The sequence below is a fragment of the Bifidobacterium sp. A11 genome (assembly GCF_000499185.1).
Taxonomy (GTDB): domain Bacteria; phylum Actinomycetota; class Actinomycetes; order Actinomycetales; family Bifidobacteriaceae; genus Bombiscardovia; species Bombiscardovia mizhiensis.
Genome location: NZ_AWUO01000010.1, coordinates 23,056 through 36,173, shown reverse-complemented (window position 1 = coordinate 36,173; position 13,118 = coordinate 23,056). Strand labels below are relative to the sequence as shown.

Sequence of the window (13,118 nt, the reverse complement as noted above, 5' to 3'; positions counted from 1 at the left end):
GGTTCAGACCACGGTCAGGGTCACGACGGCCGGCGAGCCGTCATCGTTGAGCACCTTGACCTGACTGCCGGGATTGGGGTCCTGGATGCGCACCGTATGGGTCAGGTTGCCCAGCGGAGCGGAAATGTTGACCTTGAGCCCGTATCCCTCCAGAATCCGGGTGGCCTCGTCCTGGCTCTTGCCTTTCACATCGGGCATGGTGATGGACTGTGGACCCTTGGAGATCACCACATTGACAGCATCGCCCCAATGGAGCTGCTCCTGGGCCTGGTGGGAAGCGGAGATCACCTGGTTGCGTGGCACCTTGTCGGACCAGTCCTCACTGTAGCTGACCTTGAGCCGGAGGGCTTCCAGGGCCGCCTTGGCCTCATCCCTGGCCTTGCCGACGATATCGGGCATGGCCACAGGCATCCGACCCTTGGACAGGACCAGGCTGACCTTGGCATCGTGACGGGTCTTGGTTCCCGGGGCCGGGTCCACTGAAATGGCCGCTCCTTCGGGGATGTCCATGGAGTATTGGTCCCTGGACGTGTCGTGGTCGATCCTGTCGAACCCGGCTGCCTTCAGAGCCTGCACCGGATCCTTGCCGTTGGATGTTTCCGGCATGAGGATGTCCTTGGGCACCGTGGCCTGACGCACTCCCTTGGAGACGGTCAATTTGAGCCTACCGCCCCTCTTGCTGATATGGGCTCCGACAGTATCGGGATCCGCGGCCATGACGGCTCCCTTGGTCACCTGGTCGCTGAAGTCGTAGGCGGTGTCGACCTCGATGCCGGCGACCTTGAGTGTGCGGGCGTACTTGGCGAAGTCGGCGCCGACGACCTTGCACTCCTGGTTCTTGGAGCAGGAGACGTCATCCGGCTTGGGCAGGGCAACATAGCTGCCCGGGCCCAGGAAGTACCACCAGGCGCCACCGCCGCCTCCGGCCAGGGCCAGCACCAGCAGGACTACAAGCGTGATGATCAAGCCCCGATGCCTGTGCTTGGGTTGAGCCGCTTCTGCGCCTTCCTGCACGGTCTTTGCATCGGCTGAAAGTGCTGTCGGATTCTGAGGCTGCAGAACGGTCGTGGTCTCGGCTCGGGAGGGGGTGTCCACGTCGTTGAGCCGATAGCGTCTGGTCGCTGCGTCCGCATCGGTTTCGGGCGGGGCGGGCACAGACGGAACCGTGTCCGAATTCTCCGGGCCTGTTGCTGCAGCTTCGTCGTCGCTGGGTGCCGTAGTCTCCTGCTCAGAGGTTCCGGCGATGGCGGACGCGGGCTGTTCGCTTGCTGCAGGCAGCACGTAGTCCAAGGCTTGCCGGTCCAGTCCCTTGACCACCTTCCTCAGGCTTTCCAGGGCCTTACCGGCGTCATCCGGGCGATTTTCGGGGGAGCGGTCGGTCATCGCGGAGACCAGGGCGGCCACAGATGGATCGATTCCGGGGCAGACCCTGGCCAGGGAGGGGACATCCTCGTGGACGTGCTTGAAGACGATGGTCACCGGATTGTCACTGGCGAAGGGGACCGTGCCGGTCAGCATCTCGTAGGCGATAATCCCCACGGCGTAGAGGTCGCTCTGGGGTGAGGCCTCATTGTTTTCGATGGTCTCGGGGGCCAGGTAGGCGGCCGTGCCCATGAGCATGCCCGTCGAGGACAGGGTGGCCTGGGCGGCGGCGCGGGCCAGACCGAAGTCGGTGATCTCCACATGGCCGCGGTCGTTGATGAGGATGTTTTCCGGTTTGATGTCGCGGTGGATGACGCCGGCTCGGTGGGCGGAGGCCAGGCCGTCCAGGATCTCGCCCAAGATGCGCAGGGTCTCCTTCAGGGGGTAGACGCCCTGCCGGGCCATGTCCCGTCTCAGGCTGATGCCGTGGACATACTCCATGACCAGGTAATCCAGCCCCTGATCGACACCCGTGTCGTAGACCTGGACGATGTGGGGGTTGGCGATGGCGGCCGCGGATCTGGCCTCCCGACGGAAACGCTCCTCGAACTGGGCCCTGTGCGGTCCCTGGGCCAGCATGGTGTGCATGATCTTGACCGCCACGTGCCTGGACAGCCGCTGGTCCAGGGCCTCGTAGACCGTGGCCATGCCACCCTGTGCGATCTCACGCAGAATGCGGTAGCGCCCGTCGATGATCCGGTCGCTGGTCCTCTCGTCCGCTTCACTCATGCTCGTCTTGTCCGGCCCTCTACACCTCGGAGGCCTGACCGGCCTCGGCATCAATGGAAGATACACGTTCATGATACCCGGCGGTGGTGGCAAGCGGCAGGAAGCGTCGGCAGGCCTCGAGGAATATGGTTCGGCCACTTGCCGGCAGATGCAGATCATCGGCCAGGGCCTGGGCTCGGGCCTGGGCTCGGACGGACAGGTCGGCCATGCGTTGACGGCTGGCCTCTACGGCTCCACAGGACTGCATCAGATCACGGACCATATTCACCTGGCTATCCTTGCGGCGTTCGGCCGGGGAATCGTAGATTCGACGAACCTCTTTGGCCTGATCAGGAGCGGCCATGGCCAGGGTGTCGGCCAGGAGGACGGTCCGCTTGCCCTCGCGGATATCGCCACCCACAGGTTTGCCGGTGCGTCGGTCGTCGCCTGTGACATCCAGCAGATCGTCCGCCAGCTGGTAGGCCAGCCCCAGGTCCAGCCCCAGGGCGCACACCGACTCTTTGTGCTCCTCCATGTCTGCTCCGGCGGCCAGCAGGCCCAGAGCCAGCGGGGTCAGGGTGGTGTAGGAGGCGGTCTTCCAGGCCATGGTGTGCAGGGCCTGGCGGCGCAGGCGTTCCGGATCGTCCAGACAGGCCTCCTCCATGCCCATGTCCAGGACCTGGCCGGTGACCACAGCCGTCTGCATGGCTTGGAAGGTTCTTCCGATGGCCGGTCCCTGAGGCAGGGCGGCAGCCGCCTGGAGGGCCATGTCCGTGCTCAGCGATGCCAGCAGGTCACCGAGCAGGATGCCCAGACCGATGCCGCGGGCATCAGGTCTTGCGGGTGCCCGGCTACTCGAATCGTTTCCGGCAACCGACCGGCTCAGGGCCAGGTGGGCGGCAGGGCGGCCGCGACGACGGGGGGAACCGTCGATGATGTCGTCATGGATCAGCGCGCTGGTCTGATAGACCTCCAAGGCGCAGGCAAGGTCCACCACCGCCTGTTCACGGTCAGGATTCTGCTCGGAATCCAGAGCCCGCCAGACGTCGCAGAGCAGCAGGGCGCGCAGGCGTTTGCCGCCGCGGCCGGCCTCGATTGCCTGGAGGATGACCTCATGCAAAGCCTCCTGGGAGGGGTCCTGGTCCCGGGGGTGGTCCGGTCCGGGTTCTGGAGCAATCAGGTGGTCGCAACGGCGCTGGAGCAGTTCCTCCATGCGCTGTTCGACCCGTGCTGCAGTCACGCTTTCCATGCCTTAGAGCCTATCCGCATATCTGCCCAGCGGACAGGCTGCCGGGACCGTGGTGGATGGATGACATCACTTGACCACATGATCGGTTGCGGCCTTCCTCGCGGTGCCAACTGGATCAGGATGGTGCCAAGGCTCCCGGTTCCCATACCGGGAGCGGATGGGAGGTGCTGCAGGCATGGACGATGCACATGAAAAAGGTATGAAGGAACTGGTAGAGAACTACCGAGAGGGCCGACGACGATGGGGTGTGGAAGAAGCCGACAGACGATGGCTCCAGCAACCGTTGACAGACTGGATCGCTGGTTTGAAAGGGCCGCAGGCGCGCCAGCAGTTGGACTCCGACTCGGCCGACTGCCTGGCCGTGGCCATCAAGGAGACTCTGGCCATACGCGACGGGCTTATTTTGTCAATGCTGGCGCCTGAGCCTGGTCTGGACAGCGATCGGTTGATGGACCTGTGTGTTCGTCCCAACGATCCGTCTAATGTGACGGCGCTCTGCAGCATCCTGGATGCGGTCTTCAAGGACACTGCGACACGGCCGGACCAGCCCCGCTGCCGTGCCGGGCTTGCCATGCTTGAAGCCATGGCGGATCAGGTTCCGCCGGGGTTTCGGTCCCAGCCACTGGCGGTCGCGGCCTATGTCGACTGGTGGAGCGGGGGATCCCGAGCATCGGGGTTTGCAGAAAAAGCCCTGGCAGACGACCGTTCCTGCAGCCTTGCCGCCATCGTCCTGGCCTTGATAGGCCGTGGCATCGATCCGGCTTGGAGGCAATTGAGCTGAATCGGGAATAATCGTCCCCCTGGGGTGGTTCACTGTAATGAGTCTACGATTTGACCTTGCCATAGCTGTGCCCTAAAAGCAGTGTCGGCGGGTGGGATGATCCAGGAGGAGAATTTGGCCACGAAGGACACCAAGTCAGCCAAGACAGCCGCAGTGGATACCGCAAAGGGCCGGAGCAGTTCAACTGCCGGCAGGACCAAGACCACCACCAGGTCCAAGTCCAGCAGCAAGGCGTCCCGCAAGACCACGTCCCGCAAGAGCGCCGCTACTAGCACCTCGGCGACCAAGAGGAACCGCCGTCCGGCCTCCAAGACCACCAAGAAGGTCGAAGAGAAGCCCATCCTGCAGCAGGAGGAGCAGGAGCCCGACGAGGATCTGCTCGAGGATCAGGAGGAGGACGACCAGCTGGAGGACGAGCCCGACGAGGACGACCAGGAGGAGGATGAGGCCTCCCAGGTTCATGATGAGGCCGAGGAGGACCGCAAGGCCGCCCATGCCCTCGCCGCCAAGGTCAAAGGCGCTTTCGTCGTCGACGATTCCGATGACGATGAGAATGTCACCCCCTCTGGCAATCCCAAGCGTCGCGTGGTCACCGCCGGCGCCACTGCCGATCCCGTCAAGGACTACCTCAAGCAGATCGGCCGCGTCAGCCTGCTGAACGCCGAGCAGGAGGTGGATCTCTCGGAGCGTATCGAGGCCGGCCTCTATGCCCAGCATCTGCTGGATACCGAGGGCGAGGGCATGGACTTCAAGCGCCGCCGCGAGCTCAAGTGGGCCGCCAACGACGGGAAGAAGGCCAAGGACCATCTGCTGGAGGCCAACCTGCGACTGGTGGTCTCCCTGGCCAAGCGCTACACGGGCAGGGGCATGCTCTTCCTGGACCTGATCCAGGAAGGCAATCTGGGTCTGATCCGTGCCGTGGAGAAGTTCGACTACACCAAGGGCTACAAGTTCTCCACCTATGCCACCTGGTGGATTCGTCAGGCCATCACCCGCGCCATGGCCGACCAGGCCCGCACCATCCGCGTGCCCGTCCACATGGTCGAGGTCATCAACAAGCTTTCCCGCGTCCAGCGTCAGATGCTGCAGGATCTGGGCCGTGAGCCCACCCCCGACGAGCTGGCCAGGGAGCTGGACATGCCCGTCGAGAAGGTCCAGGAGGTTCAGAAGTACGGACGTGAGCCCATCTCCCTGCACACCCCTCTGGGTGAGGACGGCGACTCGGAGTTCGGCGACCTGATCGAGGACACCGACGCCATCGCCCCCTCGGATGCTGTGGCCTTCTCTCTGCTGCAGGAACAGTTCCAGCAGGTTCTTGAGACCCTGAGCCCCCGTGAGGCCGGCGTCATCAAGATGCGCTATGGCCTGGAGGATGGGCAGCCCAAGACCCTGGACGACATCGGCCGAGTCTACGGGGTCACCCGTGAACGCATCCGCCAGATCGAGTCCAAGACCATGTCCAAGCTGCGGCATCCCTCGCGCTCGCAGACCCTGCGTGACTTCCTGGATCAGTGACCTCTGCGCCCGACGGGGAGGCCCTGACACTGTCGAGGCCTCCTTGCTAGAAATGGTCATCGGTGCGTAAGCGACCGCCCATGTGGGGACTCCTGTCCTCCTGGGCGCCATGAGGTGAACGGCGAGGTAAATGGTGGCGAAAAAGCCTGATAAGGAAAAGTCCTATGGTGCCGGCAGTCTGACGGTTCTGGATGGCTTGGACGCAGTGCGCAAGCGTCCGGGTATGTACATCGGGACCACGGACAGCCAGGGGCTCATGCACTGCCTTTGGGAGATCATCGACAACGCCGTGGACGAGGCCCTGGCCGGCCAGTGCGACCACATCAAGGTCATCCTGCACAGGGACGGCTCCATCGAGGTGGACGACAACGGCCGAGGCATCCCCGTTGATATTGAGCCTCGGACAGGGCTGACCGGCGTGGAGGTGGTTCTGACCAAGCTTCACGCGGGCGCCAAGTTCGGCAACTCTTCATACACGGCTGTTGGCGGCCTGCACGGCGTGGGCTCTTCGGTGGTCAACGCCCTGAGCTCCCGACTGGACGTGGAGGTGGACAGGGACGGCAAGACCCACCGGATGCGCTTCCATCAGGGCCATCCCGGCACCTACCAGGACCCTGATCCGGAGCATCCCTCGCCTGACTCGCCCTTCAAACGCACCAGGAAGAACCGGCCTACGCCCCTGGAGGTGGTGGGCAGTGTGCCCAAGTCCCGGACGGGTACCAGGGTGCGCTACTGGGCCGACCCAGAAATCTTCAACCCCACGGCCCGGTTCAGCTACGCCCAGCTGATCGACCGGGTGCGTCAGACCAGCTTCCTGGTGCCCGGCCTCAAAATCACCGTGATTGACGACCGCATCCCCGCCACAGGAAGTGCCGAGCAGGACCTGCGCCTGGAGGTTGACGGCGAACCTTCCGCGGAGCCGGACAATCAGGACGTTCAGGAGAACCTTCGTGAATCGCCTGACAGCGACGACATCTCTGAAGAAGGTGCCGAAGGCGAACGTGACGAAGACGCGCAGATAGATGATGACGACCTTTCGGCCACCGAGCGGGCCGACCGGGCCATGCTGCAGCCGGAGGACGAATCCGGCCATCAACGGGTGGAGGAGTTCCTGCACACCGGCGGGGTGACGGACTTTGTGGACTTCCTGTCCAAGGGCGAGCCGGTCAGCGACATCTGGCGGATCAGCGGCCAGGACACCTACCAGGAGGAGACCCAGCGGGTGGGCCCCGATGGCGAGCTGCACGCCGAGCAGGTGGAACGTGTCTGCGGGGTGGATATCGCCCTGCGCTGGGTCAATGACTACGATTCAGTCGTCCGCAGCTTCGTCAATGTGGTGGAGACGCCCGGCGGGGGCATGCACGTGGACGGGTTCATGAACGCCATGACCCGTCAGGTGCGCAAGGCCGTGGAGGCCAACGCCCGCCGCCTGAAGGTCAACCTCAAGGACTCCCACACCAAGGTTGAGCGCGACGACGTTCTGGCCGGGCTGGTGGCCGTGGTCACCGTGCGCATCGCCGAGCCGCAGTTCCAGGGCCAGACCAAGGACGTGCTGGGTACGGCCCAGGTCAAGCCCATCGTCACCCGGATGACCGACGACCAGTTCGGCCAGATGATCAGCGGTTCCAAGCGCGGCTTCAAGGAGCAGTCCGGCCAGGTGCTGGAAAAGATCGTGGGCGAGATGCACGCCCGCGTCCAGGCACGCAAGACCAAGGAGGTCACCAGGCGCAAGAACGCCCTGGAATCGGCCTCCATGCCCTCCAAGCTCTCGGATTCCATGCCCGGCAACGACGACATCGCCGAGCTGTTCATCGTCGAGGGCGACTCCGCTCTGGGCACGGCCAAGGCGGCCCGAAACTCCATGTTCCAGGCCCTGCTGCCCATCCGAGGCAAGATCCTCAACGTGCAGAAGGCCTCCCTGTCCCAGATGCTGACCAACAAGGAGTGCGCCTCCATCATCCAGGTGGTCGGCGCGGGCTCGGGAGCCAGCTTCGACATCGACCAGGCCCGCTACAACAAGGTCATCATGATGACCGATGCCGACGTGGACGGTGCCCACATCCGCATCCTGCTGCTGACCCTCTTCTACCGCTACATGCGGCCCCTGATCGAGAACGGGCGGGTCTACGCAGCCGTGCCGCCCCTGCATCGAATCGCCCTGGCAGGCAAGAACAAGGGGAAGTTCATCTACACCTATTCGGACGATGAGCTGGAGGGCAAGCTGGCCGACCTGCAGGCCAAGCACATCGACTACAATCCCGATGTGCAGCGCTACAAGGGTCTGGGCGAGATGGATGCCGACCAGCTGGCCGACACCACCATGGATCCCAGGACCCGCATGCTGCGCCGCATCCGCATGGAGGATGCCGCTCAGGCGGCCGGCATCTTCCCCCTGCTCATGGGGGACGACGTGCCGCCCCGCAAGCAGTTCATCGTGGATAATGCCGACGACTTCGACCGGAGCAAGATCGACACCTGATCTGTCTTCAGCAAGGCCCAAAAGGGTGGGGAGAGGAGCGTAACGCAGATGAGCAGCGATCCCTTGGGTAATTTCTCCCCACAAACGGCCGGCTGGTTTCGTCAGGCCTTCCCCGAGGGTCCCACGCCGACCCAGGTGCAGGCCTGGCCGGCCATCCGTTCAGGCGGCGATGCGCTGATCATTTCGCCCACCGGCTCAGGCAAGACCCTGGCCGCCTTTCTCTGGGCCATCGACGAGCTCATGACTAGACCTCGGAGTTCCAGGAAACCTGGGGTCGCCGTGCTCTACATCTCGCCCATGAAGGCCCTGGGGACGGATGTGGCCCGCAACCTGCAGGCTCCGCTGGAGGGCATCGCCGAGCGCTTTGTACAGCAGGGACGCAAAGCGCCCAAGGTCCGAACGGGCATCCGTACCGGAGACACCGACGCCCGCGGCCGCAGAGCCCTGGCCGCCCATCCGCCGGATATTCTGGTCACCACACCTGAGTCCCTCTATCTGATGCTGACCTCCAAGACGGCCAGCACGCTGAAGAACGTGCAGACCGTTATTGTGGACGAAATCCACGTTTTGGCGGGCAATAAGCGCGGGGCCCATCTGGCCCTGAGCCTGGAGCGCCTGGACGACCTGGTCGGAGGGCCTGTGCAGCGGATCGGCCTGTCGGCGACGGTCCGTCCACCCGAGCAGGTGGCCCGTTTTCTGGGAGGCAGCCGTCCGGTCAGTCTGATTCAGCCCAAGTCGTCCACAGCCATGGACCTGCGCCTGATCGAACCCTTGGAGGACATGGGGGATCTGGCTGCGCCGCCTGGCGAGTCCAGCCAGGAAGGGCAGGAGGGGGACCAAAGAAGCGGATCCATCTGGCCTGCCGTCGAGCGGGCCATCCTGGATCAGATCCTGTCCCACCGCACCACCCTGGTCTTCGTCAACTCCCGAGGGCTCGCGGAGCGCCTGACCGCCCGGCTGAATGACTTGCACCAGTCTGATCTGCAGGCGTCCGGCCACGGCCGGCCAGGTTCATCCGATGAAACAGCTGAGTCCAGGGAGCCCGCCCACTACGATTCGGCCACCGGGTCCACTTCCGAGAGAACCTCCGGCCAGAGCGTCGACCAGCCCATCGCCATGGCCCACCATGGTTCGGTGTCCAAGGAACGCCGCCGCCAGGTGGAGGACGATCTCAAGGCCGGCAGACTGCGGTGCGTGGTCGCCACCTCCAGCCTGGAGCTGGGTATCGATATGGGTTCGGTCGATCTGGTCATCCAGGTCAATGCCCCGCTGTCGACCGCCTCGGGACTGCAGCGGGTGGGCCGGGCCGACCATCAGGTGGGTCGGGTATCACAGGCCAGGCTTTTCCCCCTGACCCGCGAGCAGATCCTGGAGTGCACGGCCAGCATGGAGAGCATGGTCCAGGGTGATATCGAACCCACTATCATGCCCAGCAGTCCCTTGGATGTTCTGGCCCAGCAGACGGTGGCCGCGGCCGCCATGGGCCCGCTCAAGGAGGAGAACTGGCTGGCCACGGTCAGACGGGCCGCGCCCTTCGCCCACCTGGACCAGCAGGTCTACCGGGCGGTGCTGGGCATGCTCAGTGGTGCCTACACCTCCCAGGATTTCACCGCCTTCCGCCCCATTCTGGTCTGGGACCACCAGACCGGTATGCTGACGGCCCGGCCCGGCGCGCAACGACTGGCGGTGACCTCCGGAGGCACTATTCCCGACCGTGGCTCCTACAGTGTGGTCATGCCCTCCGAGGCCGCCGGCGGCAAGCCTCGCCGAGTGGGGGAGCTGGATGAGGAGATGGTCTACGAGTCCCGCAAGGGGGACGTGATCACCCTGGGCACCACCTCCTGGAGGATCCAGCAGATCACCCGCGACCGTGTGGTGGTGGTACCCGCTCCGGGGCGCTCCGCCAGGCTACCCTTCTGGCACGGGGAGGGCACCGGCCGCGACCCTGCCTTTGGCCGTCGCCTGGGCAGGCTCGCCAGGGAACTGACACAGGGGCTGATACCGGAGGTCCAGACTGCCTCCGGCCGGCCGGGTTTCACTCAATCAGTAAGCACTCGTCTGCTGAAGGACGGCCTGGACCGTCCTGCTATCAACAATCTGGCCGCTTTTCTGGCCGAGCAGCAGGCCTCCACCGGCCGGGTGCCCGACGACCGGCATCTGGTGGTCGAGCGCTGCCCCAACGAGGAGGGCGACCTGAGGCTGATCCTCCATTCGCCATACGGCCGCAGGGTCAACGAGCCCTGGGCCCTGGCCATCGCCGCCCGGCTCTCCCGTGAGCGCGGATACGACGGATCCGTCTGGGCGGGGGAGGACGGCATCGTCGTGCAGATTCCGGGCACTGATGCCTTCCTGGAAGATCAGCGAATATTCGGATTCACCCCTGATCAGGTGGAGCGCGAGGTCCGACGGCATCTGGTGGGCTCCGCGCTCTTCCAGGCCCGCTTCCGCCAGTGCGCAGCCCGCTCGCTCTACATGCCCAGGATGGAGCCGGGTCGCAGGGTTCCGCTTTGGCAGCAGCGTCTGCGGGCCTCCCGTCTGCTGGATGCGGCTCTGAAGGAGGATGACTTCCCCCTGGTTCTGGAGACCATGCGCGAGTGCCTGCAGGACGTCTACGACATGCCTGCCCTGCGCGAGCTGATGGCCGACCTGGAGCAGGGGAGCGTTCGTCTGGTCCCGGCCTCCACCAAGGCCCCCTCGCCCATGGCCTCAGGGCTGCTCTTCGGCTACCTGGGGACCTTCATGTACCAGTACGACATGCCCAAGGCCGAGCGCGACGCCGCCATGCTGGCCATCGACTCTGACCTGCTGGAGCAGATGGTCGGCCAGGTGGACATGGCTGACCTTCTGGATCAGGAGACCGTCGACCAGGTGACTGCTGATCTGCAGCGGCTTTCGCCCAGGACCCGGGCCAGGGGAGCCGAAGGGCTGGCCGACCTGTTGCGCACCCTGGGCCCCATGGATTTGGCTGGGATTCGTCGGCGCATGCGCGGGCAGGAGGAAGCACCGGTTACGGAGGCACAGGTCCGGGCCATGCTGGAGGAGCTGCATGCGCAGGACAGGGTGGTCCAGGTCAGACTGGGTACACGCGACTGCTGGGTATGGGCCGGTCAGGCAGGGCGGCTGACGGCGGTTCTGGGACCTGGCATCATCCAGCCATCCGCTCAGTCAATACAGGAATCGGAATCAGACAGTGAAGCCTTTGACCAGCTGGTCAGGCAATATGCCGAAGTGCATGGGCCGTTCACCACCGAGGACCTGGCCGGTCACCTGGGTCTGGGCAGCGCTCTCTTGGAGGACCGACTGCGTTCCCTGGCCTCACGCGAGCTGCTCATGACCGGGGTCTTTCCCAGGCCTGACCTGAGTGCCTATGGCGAGTCTGGATTTGAGGGAGGCGAACCCCGCCGAGGGTGGCTGGATCCCGAGGTCTTCCGTCGGCTGCGCTCGCGGTCCCTGGCCAAGGCCAGCAAGGCCGCCAGTCCCGTCCCCGGCCATGTCTACAGCGACTTTCTTCTTCACCGGCAGGGTCTGGCACCCCTCGGCCAGGAGCCCTTGATGGGCACCGAAGGATTGCTGGAGGTGGTCGGGCAGTTGGAGGGGCTGGCTCTGCCGCCCGAACTCTGGGAGTCGGCCATCTTCCCGGCCAGGGTGCGTGATTACGGACCGGCCTTGATGGACGATCTGCTGGCTTCGGGCCAGGTGATCTGGGTGGGGTCCGACCAGGGGGAGGGCCCGCTGGGCGCCATGACCTTTTATCTGGCCGAGGACCTGGATGATGAGCTTCCAGCACAATCCGCTGGTTCTTCATCGGTCACGGATGTGGCCGGCAAGTCGAGCAAGGCGGGCGACGCGGGCGATCTGGAAGAGACCATGCTGGATGTTCTAGCCGACGGGGGAGCCTACCGCTTCGATCGGCTTCTTCGCGCCTGCGCCGGCCGAGGCGGGAATGACATTGAGTCTCCTGGTTTTGAAGCCCCCGATCAGGAGGCCGTGGCACGGTCGCTCTGGGATTTGGTCAGGCGTGGACTGGTCACCAACGCCTCCCTGGCTCCGGTTCGGCGCCTGATCCGAGGATCAGGTTCTCAGTCCTCGGGGAGGACCCGACGCCTGCCCCACGGCCTGCGTGGACACGGCAGGCCCAGGGGTCGTGCAGCCATGATGCGGGCGGCCAGCTCAACAGCGCTGTCAGCAGCGGCGGAGGGGTTCTGGACCCTGGTTGTCGATGAGCGCGGGGCAGCAGGAGGCTCAGCGGGGACTGGCATGGCCGGTTCACGCGATGAACCTAGAGGCAGCCAGGACGATGATCGACAGCGGACCGTCCGCCTGGTCCACGAGGAGCAGGCCATCCTGGACCGCTATGGGCTCCTGGCTCCGGTGCTGCCTGAGGTGCGCTCCCTGCCGGGCGGATTCTCGGCCCTCTATCAGGTCTGTAGACGGATGGAGGAGGCCGGTCAGCTGACGCGTGGGGTCATCGTCGACGGTTTCGGCGGTGCCCAGTTCGCCCCCCGAGAGGTGATCAACCAGCTCAGGGATTTCCAAGAGGATGAGCGCCGGAGCGATGATGAAGGCGGATCGGGGCAGCGACCTCCCGAACCCGTGGTCATGGATGTGACCGATCCCGCCAACCTCTATGGCACGGCTCTTGCTTGGCCGACTACATCAGGGGATGCCGGCGGTCGGCCCATTCGGCGGATGGGGAACCTCTTGGTGCAGCATCGAGGCCGTGCCCTGGTTTACGCGGCGCCCAAGGGGCATCATCTGCTGGTCTTCGGTGAGCCCGAGCGTGGATTGCTGGAGGCGGCTTTCGCCCAGCTGGCTTCATGGCTGAGGCGGGGCGGGCAGGGACGCATCCTCTTTAGTGATGCCAATGGCCGGCCCCTGACCATGCGTGAACCGGTGGGCATGGCCCTGGCTGCCGCCGGATTCACGGCCGGACCAGGTGGCATGGCCCTCTACTGAGCTTTGTT

General features: G+C 64.9%; 6 protein-coding genes. 4 read left to right on the top strand and 2 right to left on the bottom strand.

Annotated features, from left to right (window positions below; translation table 11 throughout):
• Positions 1-3: 3 nt before the first annotated feature.
• Entirely contained in the window at positions 4-2,151 is a 2,148-nt protein-coding gene (locus P273_RS0107490; protein WP_024627836.1) for a Stk1 family PASTA domain-containing Ser/Thr kinase, read from the bottom strand.
• Positions 2,152-2,170: 19 nt separating this feature from the next.
• On the bottom strand, positions 2,171-3,370 hold the full coding sequence (locus tag P273_RS0107485; RefSeq protein ID WP_172637260.1) for a polyprenyl synthetase family protein: 1,200 nt from the start codon (positions 3,368-3,370) through the stop codon (positions 2,171-2,173).
• Positions 3,371-3,554: 184 nt separating this feature from the next.
• On the opposite strand from P273_RS0107485, the gene P273_RS0107480 reads away from it, so the two are divergent.
• The 4 genes from P273_RS0107480 to P273_RS0107465 all read left to right on the top strand — a co-directional run bounded on the left by P273_RS0107480 (position 3,555) and on the right by P273_RS0107465 (position 13,110).
• Positions 3,555-4,160, top strand: coding sequence for a DUF4192 family protein (locus P273_RS0107480; protein WP_172637259.1), 606 nt, complete (start codon positions 3,555-3,557; stop codon positions 4,158-4,160).
• A gap of 96 nt (positions 4,161-4,256) precedes the next feature.
• The gene (locus tag P273_RS0107475) at positions 4,257-5,675 is read left to right on the top strand and encodes an RNA polymerase sigma factor (RefSeq protein ID WP_024627833.1); all 1,419 of its coding nucleotides are present in this window, start codon (positions 4,257-4,259) and stop codon (positions 5,673-5,675) included.
• A 130-nt stretch (positions 5,676-5,805) separates the two neighbouring features.
• Positions 5,806-8,154, top strand: coding sequence for a type IIA DNA topoisomerase subunit B (locus tag P273_RS0107470; RefSeq protein ID WP_024627832.1), 2,349 nt, complete (start codon positions 5,806-5,808; stop codon positions 8,152-8,154).
• Between the two features lie 48 nt (positions 8,155-8,202).
• Positions 8,203-13,110, top strand: a complete 4,908-nt coding sequence (locus P273_RS0107465; protein ID WP_024627831.1) for an ATP-dependent helicase — start codon at positions 8,203-8,205, stop codon at positions 13,108-13,110.
• Positions 13,111-13,118: the final 8 nt, after the last annotated feature.

Bases quoted from the DNA above. Each gene is read 5' to 3' on its own strand.
- P273_RS0107475 (WP_024627833.1), top strand. From the start codon at position 4,257: ATGATCCAGGAGGAGAATTTGGCCACGAAGGACACCAAGTCAGCCAAG.
- P273_RS0107465 (WP_024627831.1), top strand. From the start codon at position 8,203: ATGAGCAGCGATCCCTTGGGTAATTTCTCCCCACAAACGGCCGGCTGG.
- P273_RS0107490 (WP_024627836.1), bottom strand. From the start codon at position 2,151: ATGAGTGAAGCGGACGAGAGGACCAGCGACCGGATCATCGACGGGCGC.
- P273_RS0107480 (WP_172637259.1), top strand. From the start codon at position 3,555: ATGGACGATGCACATGAAAAAGGTATGAAGGAACTGGTAGAGAACTAC.
- P273_RS0107470 (WP_024627832.1), top strand. From the start codon at position 5,806: ATGGTGGCGAAAAAGCCTGATAAGGAAAAGTCCTATGGTGCCGGCAGT.